Genomic DNA, 23,739 nt, shown 5'->3' on the forward strand with positions numbered 1-23,739 from the left:
TGAAGACGGTAGGTTTTATATAGAATCACCGGATAATTACACGGAGTTGGTGGTATCATTTGTTGGCTTTCCCGATAAAACCGTTACGTTGCCTGAAAAGGTAAACTATGATTTCAAAATAATCCTGACTGAAGGAAATGCGTTAAAAGAAGTCAAAATTTATGCAGGAAAAACATCCAAAAAGAACAACCCCGCATTGGATATCCTTAAAAAAATATGGGAACGGAGACGAAAGAATGGGTTGAAAATGTTCAAGCAATATCAGTATGAAAAATATGAAAAAGTAGAATTCGACATGAACACTATCGATAGTGCTTTTATGAAAAATAAAATTTTCAAAGGCATGGAATTCGTTTTTAAAAATATTGATACCTCAAAAGTAACCGGCAAAACCTATTTGCCGATCTTCATCAACGAAGCATTATCTGATGTGTATGGCGATAATCAAGCCAAGAAAGTCAAGGAAATTTTAAAAGCCAACAAAAATTCCGGCTTAGGTAATGGTGACGGAGTCAACACTTTTATAAAAGATTTGTATAATGATTTTGATATCTATGACAACTATCTATATTTTTTTGATAAGAGTTTCACGAGTCCACTTTCACGAACGGGAATAGATGTTTACAATTATGTTTTATCAGATACAGCGGTTATTGATAACAAAGTGTGTTACAACATTGTGTTCTATCCAAGGCGTAAAAATGAGTTGACTTTTAAAGGTGATTTTTGGGTGAACGACACTACTTTCGCCATCAAGAAAATAAATATGGCGATTACTAAAAGTGCTAATATCAACTGGGTAAAAGATATTTATCTGGAACAGGAGTTTGAGGTTTTGAACGATTCTGTTTTTCTGCCAACCCGGGATTATATGATGTCGGACTTCGCACTTAGAAAGAAAGAAGAGTCCAAAGGTGTTTATGGAAAGAGAACAACGCTCTACAGAAACTTCAAATTTGACGAAAAAAAACCGGACAAATTCTATAAGGACGAAATCAATTTTATAGACAATTCGGTATATAATAAGACCGATGACTTTTGGGATGAAAACCGATTTGAGAATCTGAATAAAGACGAGAAGAAAATCTACAAGATGATTGATACGCTGAAAACTGTTAAGAAGTTCAAGCATATTTATAATCTGGTTTCCATTTTGGGAAGCGGTTATGCACAATTTGGACATTTTGATTACGGTCCCATTTTTTCTACCATTGGAAACAATGAAGTGGAAGGAATGCGCCTTAGGGTTGGTGGAAGAACCTATTTTGGGCATAATGATCTTTGGCGGTTACAAGGCTATACTGCGTATGGATTTAAAGACAATAAATTCAAATATGGCGCTGCAGGAAAATGGATGATTGACAAGAAAAACAGAATTATTCTTTCTGGTGGGAATAGGCGTGATGTTGAACAAATTGGCGCCAGTTTAACCACCACTAATGATGTTCTCGGCAGAAGTTATGCATCATCGGGCTTATTTACAACAGGGTCCAACGGTAAGTTGACCAATATTAATCTGAGTACTCTTGCGGCAGAAATTGAACCGGTAAAAAACCTAATTTTCCAACTCGGATTTTCCTACCGTACTTTAGAATCGGCATCAGATACATTTAAGCTGGACTATTTTACCGACAATACGTTTACCACTACCAAAACCAATGTGACACAATCGGAAGTAAATCTTCAGTTAGAGTTTACCCCAAAGAAAAAAGCGATTGGTTATGGTGTGGAAAGAAGTGATGTTGATGCACCATTCAGCCGCTTTTTTGTGAATTATAGTCAGGGTTTTAAAGGGTTTATAAATAGTGATTTTGATTATCATAAAATCCAACTTTACTACAAACAGCCAATTATTATTGGGGCTATCGGACGCTCTAATTTTACAATGGAATTGGGAAAAACCTATGGTCAGATTCCACTTGGATTAATGAGCGTTGTGCCCGGGAATCAGACACTTTTCATCATTGATAACACGTTTAGCAATCTTAATTTTTATGAATTTGTAGCCGATACTTATGCAACTTTCCAATGGGAACATAATTTCAACGGCAAGGTATTTTCCCGAATTCCTTATCTAAGAAAACTAAATCTTCGGGAAATCGTTGGAGTAAAAAGCGTTTACGGAACAGTTTCAGATGAAAACAGAGCAATTAATGCTTCAGGATTAATTTACCAGGCTCCGGAAAAACCCTATTGGGAATACAGCGCCGGAATTGGAAATATTTTCAAAGTATTTCGCCTTGATTTTGCCTGGCGAGGAAATTATAGAGATTTGCCGGGAACCAACAACTTTACTGTAAAAGGTTCGTTCGGATTTTACTTCTAAAATGCAGGAAGCCATTTTATTTCTGGTTGAAAAAGATGCTGTTTTCCAAAAATTGCATCAGCAATATGGAAACCCATACATTCCATCAAGACCGGAAGGATTTGTAACACTTTGCAAATTAATCCTGGAACAACAAGTCTCTATTGATTCGGCGAAAGCGTGTTTTTTAAAAATCGAAAACCTTTTAGGAACAGTTTCTCCGGAAACTATAAGCGAATGTTCTGATGAAGATTTGAAAAGCTGTGGTGTCAGCAGACAAAAAATAAGCTATCTAAAAGTACTTGCAAAAGCGGTCTCCGAAGAATTGGATTTAGAAAGTTTGTCTGCAAAAACCGCTGATGAAGTTAGAAGTGAGCTCATCAAAATCAAAGGAATAGGTCATTGGACAATTGATGTTTACCTGATGTTCGCATTGCAATCGCCCGATATTATTCCGCTTGGCGATATCGCAATTGTTAATACGATTAAAGAACTGTTTGATGTTCATACTAAAGAAGAAATGGCCGCGATTTCAGAAACCTGGAAACCACACAGAACCATGGCAACCTTTATGCTGTGGCATCATTATCTGGAGAAAAGAAACAGAAAACCAATGGTTTAGCTCCGCTTCAAACATTCGTTAATTTATTCTTTTTATTTGTTAAAGATTTGTTACTTTTGCGACCGATAAAATTTATAACCAAAATTATATTTATGGAATCATACATGATTTATGTGCCAATAGTTATGGCGTTAATTGGATTGGCTTTTATGGCAATCAAAAGAGCTTGGGTATTAAAACAGGATGCCGGAGATGGGAAGATGAAAGAGATTTCAGATTACATCTACGAAGGAGCGTTGGCTTTCCTAAAAGCAGAATACCGATTATTGGCAATTTTCGTAGTTATTGCGAGTGTTGTTTTAGCTGGAATTACTTTTTTACCAGGCGTTAAAACACATTTATTAATCGTTGTTGCATTTATTTTTGGTGCTTTCTTTTCGGCTTTAGCCGGAAATATGGGAATGAAAATCGCAACAAAAACTAACGTAAGAACAACACAGGCTGCCCGTACGAGTTTGCCACAAGCATTAAAAGTATCTTTTGGTGGTGGAACTGTAATGGGATTAGGAGTTGCTGGTTTGGCAGTTCTTGGTTTGACAAGTTTCTTTATTATATTATATAATATGTTCATGGGCGGTGTTTGGACAGCAAACGGAACTGAGGACATGACCGTGGTTCTTGAAACATTAGCTGGTTTCTCTCTTGGAGCTGAATCTATCGCTTTGTTTGCCCGTGTTGGTGGTGGTATTTATACCAAAGCCGCTGACGTTGGCGCCGACTTAGTAGGTAAAGTTGAAGCGGGAATCCCGGAAGATGATCCAAGAAATCCTGCTACCATAGCAGATAACGTTGGTGATAATGTTGGTGACGTTGCCGGAATGGGTGCCGATTTATTTGGTTCTTATGTTGCTACAGTTCTTGCAGCAATGGTTTTGGGTAACTATGTTATCAAAGATATGGGAGGAATGATTACTGATGCTTTTGGCGGAATTGGACCAATCTTGTTGCCAATGTCAATTGCTGGTTTTGGAATTTTATTCTCTATCATCGGAACCATGTTAGTAAAAATTACTAGCGACGATGCTAAAGAGGCTCAAGTTCAAAAAGCATTAAATATTGGAAACTGGGTTTCTATTGCATTAACAGCTGTTGCTTGTTTCTTCTTGGTTAAATGGATGTTACCTGCTGAAATGAAAATGACTTTCTTCGGAGAAGGTTTACAACCTATTTCTTCAATGAGAGTTTTCTATGCAACATTAATCGGATTATTTGTTGGTGGAGCTATTTCATCAGTAACAGAATATTACACAGGATTAGGTACTAAACCAGTTATGGCCATCGTACAAAAATCATCAACAGGAGCAGGAACTAACGTAATTGCCGGTTTAGCTACCGGAATGGTTTCTACTTTCCCAACAGTATTATTGTTTGCCGGAGCAATCTGGTCAACTTATGCGTTGGCTGGTTTCTACGGTGTGGCTCTTGCGGCTTCTGCAATGATGGCTACAACAGCTATGCAGTTGGCAATCGATGCTTTCGGACCAATCTCTGACAACGCTGGCGGAATTGCTGAAATGAGTGAATTACCAAAAGAAGTTCGTACACGTACAGATATTTTAGATTCAGTAGGTAACACAACTGCTGCAACAGGAAAAGGTTTTGCAATTGCTTCTGCTGCTTTAACATCGTTAGCATTATTTGCTGCTTATGTAACGTTCACAGGAATCGACGGAATCAACATCTTCAAAGCGCCGGTATTAGCAATGTTATTCGTTGGTGGAATGATACCTGTAGTATTCTCTGCATTAGCAATGAATTCTGTTGGAAAAGCGGCAATGGACATGGTGTACGAAGTACGTCGCCAGTTCAAGGAAATCCCGGGAATCATGGAAGGAACCGGAAAACCTGAATATGGTAAATGTGTTGAAATTTCTACTAAAGCGGCTTTAAGAGAAATGATGTTGCCTGGAGTTTTAACTATCGGTTTCCCAATCGCAATCGTATTATTAGGTAAATTAGTTTACGGAGATAACAACCAATTAATCGCCGAAATGTTGGGGGGTTATATGGCCGGAGTTACAGTATCTGGAGTTCTTTGGGCAGTGTTCCAAAACAACGCTGGTGGCGCTTGGGATAACGCTAAGAAATCTTTCGAAGCCGGAGTTATGATTAATGGTGAAATGACATACAAAGGTTCGGATGCCCACAAAGCTGCCGTAACGGGAGATACAGTTGGAGATCCATTTAAGGATACTTCTGGCCCGTCAATGAACATATTAATCAAATTAACTTGTTTAATTGGATTAGTAATTGCTCCAATCCTGGGTGCTGGTCACAGTGAAGGAACAAAATCGATGGAGATGAAAATGGAGTGCAATGAAGTTATGGGTAAATGTGATTTAAGCAAATGTAAAGACATGACTAAAGAAGAATGTGCTGCAATGTGCGACTCTTTAGGCTGCAATGCAGAAGAAAAAGCTGCCTGTCTTTCTCACTATGATGCTGATGGAAAATTCATCACAGATAAAAACATGGATTGTTGTGCCAAAAAAGATGATGGTGCCATAAAATCATCTGTAGAGAAAAACGTAAAAGTTGTAATAACCAATACTAACGGAAAATCTAAAGCAATGATTACCACAACAGTAAACGGAACTGCAGCAACTGAAACATTTGAAGGAACAGAAGCAGAAGTAAAAGCTAAAGTTGATGCATTGAAATAATAAATTTCAATAGTTTATAAATAAAAAAGGCTCGCACTCGCGAGCCTTTTTTATTTATAAAAGTCTTTAAAAAAGTCCGTTTATCTCAGCGTTGATTTTATTGATTACAATACCTAAATCTTCGGGATTATTGACGAAATCAATATTGTCAACATCAATGATTAGCAGCTTGCCTTTGTCATAAGTGTGAATCCAGGCTTCATAGCGTTCGTTAAGTCGACTCAGATAATCAATGGAAATCGTGTTTTCATAATCCCGACCGCGTTTGTGGATTTGGGCAACCAAATTTGGAATCGAACTTCGCAAATAAATCAATAAATCCGGTGCGCCAACCAATCCTTCCATCAATTCAAAAAGATCGGAGTAATTCTGAAAATCACGATTAGTCATCAAACCCATAGCGTGCAAATTGGGAGCAAAGATGTGCGCATCTTCGTAGATAGTTCTGTCCTGAATTATGTTTTTACCACTTTCTCGAATTTGCAATACCTGACGAAAACGACTGTTCAGGAAATAAATCTGCAGGTTAAAACTCCAACGTTCCATTTGGTGATAGAAATCATCCAGATACGGATTGTCAACTACGTCTTCATAATGTGGTTCCCACTTAAATTGCTTTGCCAAAAACCGTGTTAACGTTGTCTTTCCTGCTCCGATATTTCCTGCTACTGCTATGTGCATTATGGTAATTTTATTTTATAATTCTTAATTTGCTGGTTGGTAAAAATAGCCAAAATTTGGTCTTTGTAATAATAATTTTGAAACGACTTCTCAACAATTTCTATTTCGTGAACAACTTTGGTCTGATTATTCAGGCTATAAATAATATTGTCTCTCGAAAACAACAGTTTTTCATTGTCTATAATCTGAATTTTCTCAAATGGAGGAATATTTGCCAGCAACGTTATCTTACCGAAAATATCAATCGAATACCAATTATTGATTTCATCTATCCAATAAAAATTATTAAAATCAGATTGTGTATACTTTATGCTTTCCTGAATAGGATTTCCAATGGCTTTCGAAGTGTTTTTTAAATAATCAAATAACATTATCTGCTGTGTCAGCGAATTATAAATCCAAAACTGATCCTGCGATGCCAGCCCAACTTTTGAAGCGAAAATAGCATTGTCAATTTCAAAAATATTGAGTTTCTGAATTTCGTTTAGCTGATTGTCAAGTGTGATTATCGTATTAAAATCTTCATAGAAAACAACTATTTTCAGAGGATTTACATAGTCAACAGAAGTTATTTTCCCCAAAGCCACGTTTTTATATTCCCAAACCTGACTTTCATTTTGCTTACTGAAAACATTATCTTTAATGTAATAATTGTTGCCCAAACCATCAAAACCAATATAAGTTTTGTTCTCAAGTTCTTTTGTATCTAATGCCGTAGTTTTTAGTTTTTTGCTTTGACAAAAACCAATCGTACAGCAGAATACTAAAAAGAAGAAAAGTGTTTTTTTCATTGTAGCGCTAATTTACATTAAACCAAATTAATTCCAACGGCTCCAAAAAGATATTTTAACAAAAGATTGGTAACAGAATTCATTCGGATTCGTCATATTTGTTCTTTAAAAATAAAAAGCAAATGCAAAACTTACTTTATACTTCATTATTCCTTTTAGCGTTTATTACTTCAAATGCACAAAAAGATTTTCAGGGAATGGCAGTTTATGAATCAAAAACCAGCACGTCCGATTTCAAATCCCGTTTTGAAGGTAACAAGGAAATTACTCCGGAAATGCAGAAAATGATTGAAGAGCGAATGAAAACAATGTTCGAAAAAAGATTCATTCTTAATTTTGATAAATCGGCTTCCATTTATAAAGAAGAAGAAAAACTTGATGCTCCGGGCGGACAACAAGGCGGTTTCAAAATGATGAGTTCCATGATGGGCGGTGGTGGAACATACTACAAAAATGTAAAAGACAAAAGCTACACAGTCGACAAAGAATTTATGGGGAAAGAATTTCTAGTAAAAGATTCCTTGCCTCAATTAAATTGGAAATTGGAAAGCGAAACACGAATAATTGGCGGCTACAATTGTTTCAAAGCCACGGCAGTTCGACCTGTAAGCAAATCAGATTTTAGAAATTTCAGGCCTAAAAAGCAGGAAGAAACGAAAGAAGGCGAAGTTAAAAAAGAAGAAAAGGATAAAAAAACCAATTTTATGGATGATTTCGATATGCCAAAAGAAATCATTATCACAGCATGGTACACGCCGGAAATTCCGGTGAATCAAGGACCTGAAAGCTATTGGGGTTTACCAGGTTTAATCCTTGAAGTAAATGATGGAAAAACGGTTATTCTGTGTTCCAAAGTGGTTTTGAATTCAAAAGACAAAGTCGAAATAAAAGCACCAACCAACGGAAAGGTAATTTCTCAAAAAGAGTACGATGAAACCGTTATAAAAAAAATGGATGAACTAAAGCAGATGAATCAAGGACAAGGAAGAGGTGGAATGCAAATCAGAATGGGTAACTAAGCAGCTCGTATGAAAAAAAGTTTACTGTTCTTTTTGATTCTTGCGGCAACTACTGTTTTTTCCCAAAATATCCGTTTTGAAGGTAATATCCTGGACTCAAACAAAGCGCCACTCGAAATGGCAAACATCATGGCAATGAACCAAGGCACCAAAACCATGGATGCATATGCTATTACAAATGACAAAGGAAAATTTGTTTTAAACCTCAAAGCAAACACAACTTACGCAATCAAAATGAGTTACCTCGGAATGCAAAACAAGGAACTTACAGTTACCACGCAAACTCAAAACATCACCCAAAATATTACGATGGAAAGCGGAGGGATTGAACTCGAAGGCGTTGAAATTGTTCGCGAAATGCCAGTGTCAATAAAAGGTGATACCATTGTTTACAACGCGGATTCTTTTAAAACTGGAACCGAAAGAAAACTGGAAGATGTCCTCAAAAAATTACCCGGAGTAGAAGTTAACGAAGATGGTGAAGTAGAAGTAGAAGGTAAAAAAGTCACCAAATTAATGGTTGAAGGCAAAGATTTTTTTGATGGCGATACAAAACTAGGCGTAAAAAACATTCCTGCGGATGCCGTTGATAAAGTGCAGGTACTGAGAAACTACAACGAAAATTCCATCCTTAAAGGTGTAGAAAACAATCAGGATAATGTGGCAATGAACATTAAACTTAAAGCAGGAAAGAAGAATTTTTGGTTTGGTGATGTCACAGCTGCCGGAGGTTTTGGCCCTGATGGTAAATTTGATCGCTACAATGTAAATCCAAAACTGTTTTATTACAATCCAAAATACAGCATCAACGTTATAACCAATACAAACAATATTGGAGAACTGCCCTTGACCGCTCAGGACTATTTTAAATTCACCGGCGGATTTAAAAACATGATGGCAAAAGGCGGAAGCAGCTTTAATGTTTCGAGCAATGATTTGGGAATTTCACTGTTGCGAAATAACAGGGCAAAAGAAATTGACACCGATTTTGGTGCTACAAATTTCTCTTATAACCCAACAAAGTCATGGAGTTTGAGCGGCTTTGGAATTCTTTCTTCTTCCATTACCGATTTGGAAACAAAGACGACGACTAATTTTTTAAATGAAAATTCGGAAACCGTTGCAGCTACAGAAAACCGACAGGAAATAGCTCATCAAAAAAATAAATTAGGATTGTTTAAGTTGAGTTCGAGCTATAAACCCAATATAAATTTTCAGTTTGATTATGACATTTTAGCCAAGTTATCGAAGCAGGACGAAGACAATTCCCTTCTTCGGGAAACTATTGATGAGAGTAGCAACTCAACAACAGAAAATATATTTACAGCGAAAAAGCAGGATCCAATAACGGTAAACCAAAACCTGAGTTTTTATTACACAGCTACTGAAAAAAGTGTTTTTGCTTTAGAAATGCAGCATTTATATCAGGAAGAAAATCCTTTTTATAACGCGAATCTGGAATCAGACCCGTTTGTAGATCAGTCTACAACCCCGGTAATAAATATTTTGAATTACGATTACAATCAAAACCGAACAAATCTGAACCAAAACCGGTTTGTAAAAACCAATAAATTAGATGCTAAATTGGATTATTACTATATGATTACCCCAAAAAGCAACATCAATGTTACGGTTGGAAATACTTTTTCGCAGCAGAATTTTGACTCGAGCATGTACCAAATTTTAGATAACGGAAGCGTAAATAATTTAGACAATCCGCCAAACACAAACGATGTAAACTACCGCTTTAATGATGCCTTCCTTGGATTTCATTACAAAATGCTGAAAGGAAAATTCACCTTTACACCAGGTGTGAGTTTACATACGTATGCATTAAACAATGAGCAATCGGGAACAAATTCTAAACAAAATTTCGCAAGAATATTACCTGATTTCTTGGCAATTTATCAAATTAAGAAGGCAGAAACCCTGACGTATAATTTTTCGTTTACCAATAATTTTACTGATATTAATCGCCAGGCGGAAGGATTTGTGATAAACAGTTACAGTAGTTTGTCAAGCGGAAACAGAATACTCGAAAATGCCATTCAGCAATCACATTCGTTGCGTTATTTTAAATACAATATGTTCAACTTTGAAAACATATCCGCTTTTGTGAGTTACAACAGGACAGTTAATGCTGTAAAAACAAGAGCGCTTTTTGATGGTGTAAACCAAATTTCATCGCCATACAATTCGGAGTTTGCTGATCAATCACTTATATTTTATGGAAATTACGGACGTTCCTTTTTAAAATATTATAAGATTTCCGTAAACGCGAATCTAAATTGGTCAAAATACAATAACATTCAGGTAGACAGAACTACTTTTCTGGATGGTGCAGTGACTAACGAAAGTTTCAGCCAAACCTATGGCATAAAAGCATCCACCAATTATAAAGATTTGCCCAATATCGAAATCGGTTACAGTTACACCATTAACGATTACCCGACGGATACTTTTTTCATCGATAAACCAACGATCAGATTGGACTATTTCTTCTTAAAAAGCTTCTCCTTTGTTTCCGAATATGAGTTTTATCATTACTATAACAAAGATAAATCGGTCGAGAATAAATATGACTTTTTGTCGGCTAGTTTAATTTATCAAAAAACAAAAGACAGCAATTGGGAATATAAAATTTCGGCAACCAATTTGCTAAACACAACGTCTTTAAACGACGATAGTTTTAGTCAGTTCTCTACACGCACATCTCAATATAAAGTGCAGCCGCGTTATGTGATGTTTAGTTTGAAATATAACTTATAAAAAGAAAACCCTGACTTTCATTGAGAATCAGGGTTTTTTCTTAGTGAACTTTGTGTATTTCTTTGAGGACTTTGTGGTTAAATTCCAAAAGCTGCTTTTACTTTATCTACAAAATCCAATTTCTCCCAGGTAAATAATTCAACTGTAACTGTTTTTGGTGCACCATTTGGCAATTTGAAGGTTTTAGTAACCGTTTCAGGTTTTCTCCCCATATGGCCATAAGCTGCAGTTTCACTGTAAATTGGATTTCTCAGTTTCAAACGCTGCTCAATAAAATACGGGCGCATATCAAAAATAGCTTCCACTTTTTTGCTGATTTCTCCATCAGTCAGATTAACTTTTGAAGTACCATATGTTACCACATTGATAGATGTGGGTTTTGCCACGCCAATGGCATACGAAACCTGCACCAAAACTTCCTCACACAATCCCGCAGCAACTAAGTTTTTAGCAATATGACGCGTTGCATACGCAGCAGAACGGTCCACTTTACTTGGATCTTTTCCAGAGAAAGCTCCGCCGCCGTGAGCACCTTTTCCACCATAGGTATCAACAATAATTTTTCTTCCTGTCAAGCCAGTGTCGCCGTGTGGTCCACCAATTACGAATTTTCCGGTTGGGTTAATGTGATAGGTAATATTGTCATTAAACAAATGAGTATATTGAGGATATTTTACCTTAATTCTTGGAATTAAAATCGACACTAAATCGCTTTTGATTTTGGCTAACATTTCAGCTTCGGGTGCAAAATCATCATGCTGTGTAGAAATTACAATAGCGTCAATTCGAACTGGTTTGTTATCATCAGAATACTCTAAAGTTACCTGTGATTTCGCATCCGGCCGTAAATATTTTATTTCGTTATTCTCTCTTCTTAAATTGGCTAATTCAATTAACAAAGCATGGGACAAATCCAAAGCCAATGGCATATAATTTTCAGTCTCATTTGTTGCATAACCAAACATCATTCCCTGATCACCCGCACCTTGCTCTTCCTTACTTGCTCGGTCTACACCTTGATTGATATCGGCAGATTGCTCATGAATAGCAGACAAAATTCCACAAGAATCCGCTTCAAACATGTATTCGCTTTTGGTATAACCAATTTTACGGATTACTTCTCTTGCAATTTGCTGAACATCTAAGTAAGTATTAGACTTTACTTCTCCGGCAAGAATTACCTGGCCAGTAGTAACCAATGTTTCGCAAGCCACTTTTGATTCAGCATCAAATGCCAAAAAATTATCAATCAACGCATCAGAAATTTGGTCTGCAACTTTGTCCGGATGTCCTTCACTCACTGACTCCGACGTAAATAAATAAGCCATAACTATACTTAGTTTAATATTAATGTTAAACGAAAAAAGAGAAATTAGGACTAAGTGCTAAAGAAGAAATGCTGCTTTAGCATTTTTTAACGAGGTTGCAATCAGTTCAAATTTTTCCTCTCATTTTTTCGACTGCAAATGTATAAAATCAAATTGAATTTCAAATTATTCTAAACTTTTTTTTGATAATTAACACATCGGTGTGATGTTTATTTTTAAAAAACTGTTGCAAAATAAGTTTCTATGCCTTTACTTTGCAGCGTTCATAAATTTATTGTTTGTTATCACGAAAGCTTGAGGGAATAGACCCGATGAAAGCTTAGCAACCCTTTGCTAAAAGAAGGTGCTACATTCTATCTCGTTTTTAGGAACGAGAGCAGATAACCCAGAGAATTCTTCTCACTTTCACGATGACATATTTATAATTTTTAGGAGCTGTTTCCTGCTGTACGCTATATCTTTTTTGTTTTGTCCCCCTGAGCGCAGTCGAAGGGCTTTTTCTAAAACAAAAAAGGATGCCGCTTCCATCAGGGCTAGATAAAATCATATTACAACTAAACTTTGCAACGCTGCAACGCTGAAAAAATGTCAACAATTCAACAAGCAATACAAGAAAGAATCCTCGTTCTCGACGGAGCAATGGGAACTATGCTGCAACGCAACAATTTCTCCGAAGAAGATTTCCGTGGCGAACGATTCAAGGATTTTCCACATCCATTAAAAGGCAATAACGACTTACTTTCCATCACGCAACCCGAAGCTGTAAAACAAGTCCATCGACTCTATTTCCAAGCCGGTGCTGATATTGTTGAAACCAATACTTTTTCGGGAACAACAATAGGAATGGCCGATTATCACTTAGAGGATTTGGTTTACGAACTAAACTACGAATCCGCAAAAATTGCCCGCGAAGTAGCCGATGAATTTACAGACCGACCACGTTTTGTGGCTGGTTCCATCGGACCAACAAACCGCACAGCATCAATGTCGCCTGACGTGAATGATCCGGGTTTCCGCGCCGTAACGTTTGACGATTTACGCATCGCTTACAAACAACAGGTTGAAGCTTTAATAGATGGTGGTTGTGACGTGCTTTTAGTAGAAACTATCTTCGACACGCTCAATGCCAAAGCCGCATTATTCGCCATAGAAGATGTAAAAGAAGAACGCAATCTGGATATTCCGGTGATGGTTTCAGGAACAATCACCGATGCTTCAGGAAGAACACTTTCCGGACAAACCGTCGAAGCATTTTTGATTTCCATTGCACACATCGATTTGCTAAGCATCGGATTTAATTGCGCTCTTGGTGCCGACCAATTGAAACCCTATTTAAAACGTTTGGCTCATAATACACAATTAAATATTTCAGCGCATCCGAATGCAGGATTGCCAAATGCTTTCGGGCAATACGACCAGACTCCAGAGGAAATGCAGGCATTAATTAAAGAATATTTACAAGATAATTTGATAAACATAATTGGCGGCTGCTGCGGCACAACTCCAGAGCACATCAAAGCAATTGCTGACGTGGCGAAGCAATTCAAACCAAGACAAATTTTAGAAACGATATAATGGCGGAAGCAAAAAAATATTTAAAACTATCAGGATTGGAACCGCTAATCGTTACGCCTGAATCCAATTTCATAAACGTAGGCGAACGAACTAACGTAACCGGTTCGCGTAAATTCCTGCGTTTAATCAAGGAAGAAAAGTATAACGAAGCGCTTACTGTCGCCAGAGAACAAGTCGAAGGCGGTGCCCAAATCATCGACATAAATATGGATGAAGGAATGTTGGATGGCGTATATGCTATGACAAAATTCCTAAACCTAATTGCTGCTGAACCAGATATCGCAAGAGTTCCGGTTATGGTTGACAGTTCCAAATGGGAAATCATCGAAGCCGGATTGAAAGTTATTCAGGGAAAAGGTGTTGTGAATTCCATTTCACTAAAAGAAGGAAAAGAAGCATTCATCCATCACGCCAAGTTAATTAAAAGATATGGCGCAGCAGTCATCGTAATGGCTTTCGACGAAAATGGTCAGGCAGATAATTACGAAAGAAGAATCGAAATCTGTAAAAGAAGTTATGATATCCTGGTGAATGAAGTTCATTTTCCGGCCGAAGATATCATTTTCGACCCGAATATTTTTCCGGTTGCTACCGGAATGGACGAACACAAATTAAACGCGTTAGATTTTTTCAGAGCCACAAAATGGATTCGCGAAAATTTGCCGCATGCAGGAATTTCAGGTGGCGTGAGTAACGTTTCGTTTTCGTTTCGCGGGAATGACAAAGTTCGTGAAGCGATGCATTCGGCTTTCTTATATCATGCTATTCAAAACGGAATGACAATGGGAATTGTAAATCCTGAAATGCTGGAGATTTATGATGAAATCGACCCAACTTTATTAGAGCATGTTGAAGATGTTTTGCTAAACAGAAGAGAAGACGCTACCGAAAGATTATTGGATTTAGCCGAAACTTTCAAAGGTGATTTTAAAGTAAATGAAAAAGCAATTCAGGAATGGCGTAATGGTTCGGTTCAGGAACGATTGACACATTCGTTGGTAAAGGGAATTGACGAATTTATAGAAATTGATGTAGAAGAAGCCCGAGCAAATTCCGACAAAGCAATCGAAGTTATCGAAATTAACTTAATGGCCGGAATGAATGTTGTGGGAGATTTATTCGGAAGCGGAAAAATGTTCCTGCCACAAGTAGTAAAATCAGCACGGGTGATGAAGAAGGCTGTGGCTTATTTGCTACCATTCATTGAAGCGCAAAAAGACGGAAAATCATCATCTGCCGGAAAGGTTTTGATGGCAACGGTAAAAGGCGATGTACACGATATTGGCAAAAATATCGTAGCCGTAGTTTTATGTTGCAACAACTTTGAAATTATCGATTTGGGCGTTATGGTTCCGCCGGAAAAAATTATTGAAGCGGCTATTCGTGAAAATGTTGACATCATTGGATTAAGCGGATTAATTACGCCATCGCTTGACGAAATGGTGTATTTAGCCAAAGAAATGGACAAACTCAATATCAAAATTCCAATTATGATTGGAGGCGCAACGACTTCGCGTGCGCATACTGCCGTAAAAATTGCTCCTGAATATAAAGAAACTGTAGTGCACGTAAACGATGCTTCGCGTGCGGTAACGGTTGCGAGTAATCTGCTGCAAAACGAAACCAAAGGAAGTTATGTGAAAGCCATTCGTGAAGAATATGACAAACTCCGTGAAGGTTATTTGAATAGAAGTCGGGATAAAAATTACTTATCTATTGAAGATGCGAGAAAAAATAAACTAAAGTTAGATTGGGATAATTTTACTCCGGTTAAACCAAATTTCATCGGAACAAAAACCATTGATGTAGAATTGTCTGAATTAGTTGATTTCATTGACTGGACACCTTTTTTCAGCTCATGGGAATTGTACGGAAAATATCCTGCAATCCTGACCGATGAAGTTGTAGGCGAACAAGCCACGGTTTTATTTGCCGATGCCCAAAAAATGTTGCAACAAATCGTTTCAGATAAATGGTTGACTGCTAAAGGAATTCTTGGAATCTTTCCTGCAAACACCATAAACGATGATGACATTGAGGTGAAGCTGACAACCGACAAACTACAACCCACTACTTTTTTAACGCTTCGCCAGCAATCGCAAAAAACAGCTGGTGCTCCAAACATTGCGTTAGCGGATTTTGTTGCGCCGAAAGATTGTGCAAAACAAGATTACATCGGATGTTTTTGTGTGACAACAGGTTTTGGTGTGGATGAAAAAGCAGCGGAATTTGAAAAACAATTAGACGATTACAATTCGATTTTAGTAAAAGCGCTTGGTGATAGATTGGCAGAAGCTTTCGCGGAATATTTGCACCTAAAAGTTCGTAAAGAAATTTGGGGTTATGCATCAGATGAAAATCTGTCGAATCAGAATTTAATTGATGAAGAATATAAAGGCATCCGTCCGGCTCCGGGCTATCCTGCATGTCCTGACCATTTAGAAAAACCAACCATCTGGAAATTATTGAATGTAGAAAAGGAAATCGGCGTAACGCTTACCGAAAGTATGGCAATGTGGCCGGCATCATCCGTTTCAGGTTATTATTTCGGAAATCCGGAAAGCAAGTATTTTGGACTCGGGAAAATAAAGGAAGATCAGGTAATAGATTACGCCAAAAGAAGAGGTGTTTCAACAGAAACAGCTACAAAATGGCTTAATCCAAATATAGCAGATTAAGAACCGTTGTCTGTTGTCAGTTTTCAGTTAAAATTGGAAAAAGGATAACAGACAACAGATAACAGATAACAGAAATGAAAGTAACCCAACATATAGAAAACGCTAACGGAAAACCATTGTTTTCGTTTGAAATTTTACCACCTTTAAAAGGACAAAACATCCAGTCAATTTTTGACAGTATTGATCCGTTGATGGAATTCAATCCGCCATTTATAGATGTGACGTATCATCGTGAAGAATACGAATACAAGGAATTGCCAAGTGGACTGTTGCAAAAGAAAATTGTAAAGAAACGCCCGGGAACGGTTGGGATTTGCGCCGGAGTTCAAAATAAATACAACGTAGATGCTATTCCGCATATTTTGTGTGGCGGTTTTACCAAAGAAGATACTGAAAACTTACTTATTGACCTGGATTTTCTCGGAATTGACAATGTGGTGGCACTTCGTGGTGATGCCCTGAAAACAGAAACCTATTTCAAACCCGAGAAAGAAGGCAATGAATATGCTACCGATTTGGTTTTGCAAGTTAGTAATCTTAACAACGGAATTTATTTGGATGAAGATTTGAAAAATTCGGCGCAAACAAATTTTTGTATCGGCGTTGCGGGTTATCCCGAAAAACATATGGAAGCACCAAGCCTTGACAGCGATATTTATTTTTTAAAGCAAAAAATCAAAAACGGTGCGGAATATATCATTACGCAAATGTTTTTTGACAATAAAAAATTCTTTGATTTTGTGGCAAAATGTCGCGCTTCCGGAATTACAATTCCGATTATTCCCGGTTTGAAGCCAATTGCGACCAAGAAACAACTGAATTTAATTCCGCACCGATTTAGTGTTGAATTACCCGATGATTTGATTATGGCAGTTGTAAAAGCCAAAGACAACGACCATGTAAAACAAATTGGAATTGAATGGTGTACGCAGCAAAGTAAAGAATTGGTTGCTGCAGGAATTCCGGTTTTACACTATTATTCAATGGGAAAAGCGGAGAATATTAAGGCAATAGCTTCAGACATTTTTTAGAGACTTTCACAAAAGACAATTTCCATTTAGCCCCGATTGCAACGGTATATTTTACACCTGTCAGGTTTTTTACACCTGACAGGTGTAAAAATTTAGTGGAAAGCGGGAATATAGAAACCAAAAAATGCCCGAACCACTCGCTCCTAATTTTAAAAATGCCGAATGTTTACTGGACATTCTCCTCTTAATATCAAATTAAAGATATTCTGTTATATTTGTGCGAATTAATTTTAGGATGAGGAAAATTTACCTACTGTTTTTATTGCTTCCACTTTCTTTTTTTGGTCAAAAGAATAATCCTTTTGCGGTTGAAGCTTCTTTTTTGAGAGGAAACGCTTTGCCACACACAGAAGATATGTACCATTTAATCAATGGACATCCCGATGGTCTGATGCTCAGCATAATCAAAAGGGCCGATGGTTCCAAAGAGTGGCATCAGGCTTATAATTATCCCGATTATGGCGCTTATTTTTTATATCAGGATTTTAAAAGTCAGCCTTTGGGCGAAAATTATTCTGTTGGAGCGTTGTATAATTTTTATTTTTGGAAGAGGCAATTGCAATTCAAACTGGCGCAAGGAATTGCTTATGCAACTAATCCTTACGATAAGGTTCATAACAGCAAAAATAGGGCGTTTGGAAGTCGTTTGATGGGAAACACTAATTTTGGTTTGTCTTATGATAATCAGGCGTTGTTTAAGAATGTTGGCTTTCATGCGGGAATTTTATTTACACATTATTCCAATGGACGAATGAAATCGCCCAATAGTGGCATCAATACGTATCTGCTGAATCTTGGTTTGAATTATAATTTATCCGAAGATTTCAAACGACAACCAGATACTGCTTTAGTCAAAAAATCATATAAGGAACCAATTCATTATAACTTTGTTTTCCGAACCGGGATTAATGAAAGTCCGATAATTAACAGTGGTAGATTTCCTTTTTACCACATAAGTTTTTATGCAGACAAACGCATCAACAGAAAAACATCACTACAATTGGGAACCGAATTGTTTTTGACAAAATCCCTTAAAGAATACATTAAATATTATTCAGTTGCCTACCCTGAAGAAAATATCAGTGCCAATACTGATTATAAAAGAGTCGGAATCTTTGTCGGTCATGAATTAATGATCAACAGGATTTCGCTTGAAACCCAAATAGGATATTATGTTTACGAGCCTTTTAAAAAGGATATTCCGGTTTATGACAGGGTCGGAATTAAATATTATTTTACCAATAAACTCTTTGGTGGTTTTACGATAAAAACGCATTTGTTTTTGGCGGAAGCCTTGGAATTTGGAATTGGATACAGAATTTAAAATATAGCTATGAAAAAGTTTTCCATATTGATAGTTTCGTTTTTGATATTAACCGCTTGTGAAAAACCAAGTGATTGTGTCGAGAGTTCAGGCCTTACGATTACTAAGGAAATTGCTGTTCAGCCTTTCAAAAAAATAAAAGTATATCGCGGGATTGAAGTAATTATTACTCAGGGAAGTGAATACAAAGTTGCCATTGTTGCGGGTTCCAATTTTATTGATAATGTGGAAGTGCGACAAAATGGCGACCAACTTATATTTAAGGATGAAGTCAGTTGCAATTGGGTTCGTGCTTATGGGAACACCAAGATTTTAGTGACTACACCAACTCTGGAAGAAATATATTCTAAAACCGACAGGAACATTAGTTCTAACGGTGTATGGACATTTCCAAACCTGACCATAACCGCTTTTGATAAAGATGCCGATGGCGAAACTGGCGCAGCAACAGGTGACTTTATTATTAATTTGGATAATGATGTTTTCACAATCAACAATAATAATGTATCAAGGTTTTATCTTTCAGGTCAGACCAATACAGCAAATTTTTATTTCTATTTTGGCGATGGGAGAATTGAGGCAGGCGATTTCACTGTTCAAAATATACAAGTTTACCATCGCGGCTCCAATGATATGATTGTAAAACCTATTCAAAGCATTACCGGAACCATGAATAGTACGGGAAATATCATCTTAAAAAATGTGCCGCCAATTGTTGATGTGAATGAGTTATATCAAGGAAGAGTTGTTTATCCCTAAAATTACTGCTTACTAATAAATGAACACTATTTTTTAGTTTTTTCCCTAAAAATTTGTTCTAGATTTTTGTTTTTCAAACTAATCTGAAGTGTTTTCAAACCGTTGTCGTGAGCAAAATCAAATATTTTTGGACGCATGTCTTCTTCTGTTGCGAAAGTTAATGTCCAAAGATTTTGGTTGGTTTTAGTATAAGATTTGATATTTGATAAACCTGCTAATAAAGCTTCGTCAATAGTTTTGTCAAATTCAACTTCGATGATTTGCTCTTTTTCTTCAGAAACTAATTTGTCAAGTTTTTTGTCGGTAACTATTTTTCCGTTATCAATGATAATTACGCGGTCACAAATTGCTTCCACTTCCTGCATTATGTGCGTAGAAAGAAAAACGGTTTTGTCTTTCCCAACATTTTTAATTACGTTTCTGATTTCCACTAATTGATTTGGATCAAGACCTGTTGTTGGTTCATCTAAAATCAAAACATCCGGATTGTGAAGCAAAGCGGTTGCCAAGCCAACACGTTGACGAAAACCTTTCGATAATTGTCCAATTTTCTTATGGCTTTCGGGCGATAAACCGGTTAGCTGAATGACATCTTCAATACGCGCTTTGGAAACTTTATACACATCAGCATTGAATGCCAAATATTCGCGAACATACAAATCAAGATACAAAGGATTGTGTTCCGGTAAATAGCCAATCGAAAGCTGCACCGCTTTTTGGTTTTCGGTTACATCATTTCCGTTGACAGTTGCTGTGCCTTCATCGGCATTGAGAAAAGTGGTCAAAATTTTCATCAGGGTAGATTTTCCGGCGCCATTTGGACCAAGAAAACCCACAATTTCTCCTTTTTTGATGGAGAAAGAAACCTTGTCTAATGCTTTTTGGGAACCATAACTTTTGGAAACATTTTGAACCTCTATCGACATAAACGTAATATTTGTGGCAAATGTAAAGAGAAATTGGCTTGATTTTTGGTTTTGGGCGCAGATTAACTTTCTTTTTAGTTAGGGATTTGATTCTTATATTTACCCTTTAATAAAATGATTATGAAAAAATATGTTTTAGTAGTTCTTTCTTTTGGATTTTTGGCGCAGGGCCAGATGAAACCTGACATTCAAAAAAGCGAAATTGTTCGTATTGAAACTGAACTTGCTTCTGATAAAATGGAAGGAAGAAAAATTTTCACTGCGGGGATTGATTCTGCTTCTGCTTTTATTGAAAATGAATTTGTGAAAATTGGGTTGGATTATTATAAAAATTTAAAAAATTATCGCCAGGAATTTGAAGTTGATGATAAAAATGCCAATAATGTAATTGGTATTCTTCCGGGAATATCAAAACCAAACGAGTATGTGGTTTTTTCGGCACACTATGACCATTTAGGGATGAATGTTAGGTATGGAAGTAAGCATCAAAACGAAGATAAAGTATACAACGGTGCCAATGATGATGCTTCGGGAACAACCGCTGTGATTGCGTTGGCGAAATATTTTAAGGAGTTGAATAACAATGAACGCACAATTATTTTTGTGGCTTTCACTGGCGAGGAAGTAGGAGGTTACGGGTCCAAATATTTCTCCCAAAACATCAATGCCGATGCTGTAATAGCTATGTTCAATATAGAAATGATTGGAACGGAAAGCAAGTGGGATAAGAACTCGGCCTATATTACCGGTTTTGAAAAATCTGATTTCGGAACCATTTTGCAAAAAAATTTAAAAGGAAGCAACTTCAACTTTTATGAAGATCCCTATCCGAATGAACACCTTTTTTACCGTTCTGATAATGCAACATTAGCGGCACTTGGTGTTCCCGCTCATACTATTTCGACTTCAAAAATGGATTCTGAACCAAATTATCATAAAAAAAGCGATGAGATATCAACTTTGGATTTAGATAATATGATCGAGATTATTAAAGCCATTGCCATCAGTTCGGAAAGTATTATCAGTGGGAAAGACACACCAAGCCGGGTGGAGAAGTTGTAATCAAGACATTTACGAAACCTTACAGTAATTTTTTTGCCACGTCATGTAAAACCTATGTTTTAATTTTTTACATTAGCCAAATACAAAAAATAAATTGTCAAACGCAGCTACATATTATAACAATTCTTTTTATTTCTTCTGGGAAAGAAACGGGATTGTCGTGTAGTTATTTTAAAGAGAAATCATTAACTAAAGATACAATCCCGATGAAAATCGGGATTTTTTTTTGAATTATGGAAATGAAAATTGCAATACAAGGAATCAAAGGGTCGTTTCATCATCAGGTGGCGCAGGAATATTTTCATCAAAATGTTTTCGTGAACGAGTGCTTGTCGTTCGAAGCATTAATCGACAGCTTACTGCAGGACAAATCCCAATTGGCGGTTATGGCGATTGAGAATTCCATTGCGGGTTCCATTATTCCGAATTATGCTTTGATAGATAAGAATGAGTTGCATATTACAGGTGAATTCTATTTGGATATTATTCAGAATTTAATGGTGCTCAATGGGCAAAAAATCAGCGAGATTGAAGAAGTGCATTCCCATCCAATGGCATTGTTACAGTGCATGGATTTTTTGAAAAAGCATCCAAAAATCAAATTAGTCGAAGACAAAGATACAGCGGAAACTGCGAGAAGAATTCATCAGAAACAAATCAAAGGTATAGCAGCCATAGCCAGTAAAGCTGCAGCTTCAATGTATGATTTGACAATCATTGCGCCTGAAATCCAAACAGTAAACAACAATATGACACGTTTTTTCATTATCAGTAAAAAAGCTAATCTTTTGCCAAAAGAGGAAATCAATAAAGCGTCATTAAAATTTGAGTTGGATGACACGCCGGGAAGTTTGGCCACCGTTTTAAATGTGATGACAAACTGCAAATTGAACCTGACCAAAATCCAATCGATGCCAATTATCGAGACGCCTTTTCAATACTCTTTCTTTGTGGATGTGGTTTTTGAGAAGTACAAACATTATGAAAAAGCGCTGAAAATCTTAGCCATAATGACCAACCATTTTAAAGTGTTGGGTGAATATAAAAATGGGAAACTATGATTACCACAGCCGATAGATTACAAAGTGTACAGGAATATTACTTCTCCCGAAAATTGAGAGAAGTGCGTCAGCTCATTTCAGAGGGAAAACCGGTTATCAATATGGGAATTGGCAGCCCCGATTTAGCTCCGGATATAAACGTTATCGAAGCCATGCAAAAAGCTATGTTTGATGACAAAGCGCATGAATACCAAAGTTACCAAGGCTTGCCGGAATTGCGAAAAGGCATGGCGGATTTTTATAAAAACCATTTTAATGTCGACTTGGATTTCAACACTGAAATTCTTCCATTGATGGGTTCTAAAGAAGGAATAATGCACATTTCGCTGGCGTTTTTAAACGAAGGCGATGAAGTTTTAATTCCAAATCCAGGTTATCCAACTTATGCTTCGGTAACCGAATTGGTTCAGGCAAAAGCTGTGTGTTATGATTTGTCAGCAGCAACCAACTGGCAGCCTGATTTCGATGCATTGGAGAGATTAAATTTGTCAAAAGTAAAACTGATGTGGGTTTCTTATCCACACATGCCAACCGGTGCGAATGGTACTTTGGAATTGTTCGGAAAGCTAATTGCGTTTGGGGAAAAGCATAACATTTTGATTGTAAATGACAATCCATATAGTTTTGTTTTAAATGAAAATCCGCTGTCAATATTGCAGGTTGAAGGTTCGGCAGCTATCGCATTAGAATTAAATTCGTTGTCCAAAACCTATAATATGGCAGGCTGGCGTGTGGGAATGGTTTTAGGAAATTCAACATTCATTGATGCTATCCTAAAAGTAAAAAGCAATATGGACAGCGGTATGTTTTACGGAATTCAGAAAGGCGCCATCGAAGCTCTAAAATTAGGAAAGGATTGGTTCGAAAAACAGAATGAAATCTATACAAAAAGAAGAAACCTGATTTTTAAATTGGCCGAAAAACTGAATTGTACTTTCGATAGAAAGAGCGTTGGATTGTTTGTATGGGCAAAACTTCCGACGGATATTTCTGCAGAAAAATTTATTGATGAAGTGTTATTGGAAAAGCATATTTTTATCACGCCCGGAACTATTTTTGGCAGTAATGGCGAAGGCTACATTCGATTTTCGCTTTGCGTTACCGAAGAAAAAATCCAGCAGGCAATAGAACGATTTTAAAAGAAT

General features: G+C 36.9%; 17 protein-coding genes and 1 riboswitch. Of the genes, 13 read left to right on the top strand and 4 right to left on the bottom strand.

Annotated elements, in window-relative coordinates; translation table 11 throughout:
* From Q0Q99_RS11655 to Q0Q99_RS11665, 3 genes are all read left to right on the top strand, one after another.
* Positions 1–2,326: DUF5686 family protein (locus Q0Q99_RS11655; protein WP_293896061.1), on the top strand; the 2,326-nt coding region annotated here is incomplete at its 5' end.
* 1 nt (position 2,327) lies between these two features.
* Entirely contained in the window at positions 2,328–2,927 is a 600-nt protein-coding gene (locus Q0Q99_RS11660) for a DNA-3-methyladenine glycosylase 2 family protein (RefSeq protein WP_293896064.1), read from the top strand.
* Positions 2,928–3,019: 92 nt separating this feature from the next.
* Complete coding sequence (locus Q0Q99_RS11665; RefSeq protein ID WP_293896067.1) at positions 3,020–5,590, top strand: sodium-translocating pyrophosphatase; 2,571 nt, start codon at positions 3,020–3,022, stop codon at positions 5,588–5,590.
* Between the two features lie 66 nt (positions 5,591–5,656).
* Here Q0Q99_RS11665 and Q0Q99_RS11670 read toward each other — a convergent pair whose 3' ends face one another.
* Both Q0Q99_RS11670 and Q0Q99_RS11675 read right to left on the bottom strand, forming a co-directional pair.
* Positions 5,657–6,271 (bottom strand): deoxynucleoside kinase, encoded by a 615-nt coding sequence (locus Q0Q99_RS11670; protein ID WP_293896070.1) that lies wholly within the window; start codon positions 6,269–6,271, stop codon positions 5,657–5,659.
* Complete coding sequence (locus Q0Q99_RS11675) at positions 6,271–7,062, bottom strand: hypothetical protein (protein WP_293896072.1); 792 nt, start codon at positions 7,060–7,062, stop codon at positions 6,271–6,273. Before Q0Q99_RS11675 ends, Q0Q99_RS11670 begins: the two co-directional genes overlap by 1 nt.
* Before the next feature lie 122 nt (positions 7,063–7,184).
* Between Q0Q99_RS11675 and Q0Q99_RS11680 the strand changes: the two genes are divergently transcribed.
* Together Q0Q99_RS11680 and Q0Q99_RS11685 are read left to right on the top strand one after the other, a co-directional pair.
* Positions 7,185–8,081 carry a GLPGLI family protein gene (locus tag Q0Q99_RS11680; protein ID WP_293896075.1) on the top strand — a complete coding sequence of 299 codons (897 nt, stop codon included), beginning with the start codon at positions 7,185–7,187 and terminating at the stop codon, positions 8,079–8,081.
* 9 nt (positions 8,082–8,090) lie between these two features.
* Positions 8,091–10,850 (top strand): carboxypeptidase-like regulatory domain-containing protein, encoded by a 2,760-nt coding sequence (locus Q0Q99_RS11685; protein WP_293896077.1) that lies wholly within the window; start codon positions 8,091–8,093, stop codon positions 10,848–10,850.
* 77 nt (positions 10,851–10,927) lie between these two features.
* Here Q0Q99_RS11685 and metK read toward each other — a convergent pair whose 3' ends face one another.
* A complete protein-coding gene (gene metK / locus Q0Q99_RS11690) occupies positions 10,928–12,178 on the bottom strand; it encodes a methionine adenosyltransferase (protein WP_293896079.1) in 1,251 nt (416 codons plus the stop codon).
* Positions 12,179–12,456: 278 nt separating this feature from the next.
* A riboswitch (SAM riboswitch) is annotated at positions 12,457–12,565 on the top strand.
* Positions 12,566–12,763: 198 nt separating this feature from the next.
* On the opposite strand from metK, the gene Q0Q99_RS11695 reads away from it, so the two are divergent.
* The 5 genes from Q0Q99_RS11695 (at position 12,764) to Q0Q99_RS11715 (ending at position 19,545) form a co-directional block, all read left to right on the top strand.
* Positions 12,764–13,753 carry a homocysteine S-methyltransferase family protein gene (locus Q0Q99_RS11695; protein ID WP_293896081.1) on the top strand — a complete coding sequence of 330 codons (990 nt, stop codon included), beginning with the start codon at positions 12,764–12,766 and terminating at the stop codon, positions 13,751–13,753.
* A complete protein-coding gene (metH, locus tag Q0Q99_RS11700) occupies positions 13,753–16,431 on the top strand; it encodes a methionine synthase (protein WP_293896083.1) in 2,679 nt (892 codons plus the stop codon). The genes Q0Q99_RS11695 and metH overlap by 1 nt, the downstream gene beginning before the upstream one ends.
* A 74-nt stretch (positions 16,432–16,505) precedes the next feature.
* On the top strand, positions 16,506–17,462 hold the full coding sequence (gene metF / locus Q0Q99_RS11705) for a methylenetetrahydrofolate reductase [NAD(P)H] (RefSeq protein WP_293896085.1): 957 nt from the start codon (positions 16,506–16,508) through the stop codon (positions 17,460–17,462).
* 235 nt (positions 17,463–17,697) lie between these two features.
* Positions 17,698–18,786: an acyloxyacyl hydrolase gene (locus tag Q0Q99_RS11710; RefSeq protein ID WP_293896088.1), complete on the top strand. Its 1,089-nt coding sequence runs from the start codon at positions 17,698–17,700 to the stop codon at positions 18,784–18,786.
* Between the two features lie 9 nt (positions 18,787–18,795).
* On the top strand, positions 18,796–19,545 hold the full coding sequence (locus tag Q0Q99_RS11715) for a head GIN domain-containing protein (protein WP_293896091.1): 750 nt from the start codon (positions 18,796–18,798) through the stop codon (positions 19,543–19,545).
* Between the two features lie 26 nt (positions 19,546–19,571).
* On the opposite strand, the gene gldA is transcribed toward Q0Q99_RS11715, so the two are convergent.
* On the bottom strand, positions 19,572–20,471 hold the full coding sequence (gldA, locus tag Q0Q99_RS11720; RefSeq protein WP_293896094.1) for a gliding motility-associated ABC transporter ATP-binding subunit GldA: 900 nt from the start codon (positions 20,469–20,471) through the stop codon (positions 19,572–19,574).
* Positions 20,472–20,591: 120 nt separating this feature from the next.
* Between gldA and Q0Q99_RS11725 the strand changes: the two genes are divergently transcribed.
* From Q0Q99_RS11725 to Q0Q99_RS11735, 3 genes are all read left to right on the top strand, one after another.
* Complete coding sequence (locus tag Q0Q99_RS11725) at positions 20,592–21,533, top strand: M20/M25/M40 family metallo-hydrolase (protein WP_293896097.1); 942 nt, start codon at positions 20,592–20,594, stop codon at positions 21,531–21,533.
* A gap of 233 nt (positions 21,534–21,766) precedes the next feature.
* Entirely contained in the window at positions 21,767–22,594 is an 828-nt protein-coding gene (locus Q0Q99_RS11730) for a prephenate dehydratase (protein ID WP_293896100.1), read from the top strand.
* Positions 22,591–23,733: an aminotransferase class I/II-fold pyridoxal phosphate-dependent enzyme gene (locus Q0Q99_RS11735; RefSeq protein WP_293896103.1), complete on the top strand. Its 1,143-nt coding sequence runs from the start codon at positions 22,591–22,593 to the stop codon at positions 23,731–23,733. Before Q0Q99_RS11730 ends, Q0Q99_RS11735 begins: the two co-directional genes overlap by 4 nt.
* The last annotated feature ends 6 nt before the right edge of the window (positions 23,734–23,739 follow it).

The organism is Flavobacterium sp. (assembly GCF_025352425.1).
GTDB lineage: Bacteria > Bacteroidota > Bacteroidia > Flavobacteriales > Flavobacteriaceae > Flavobacterium.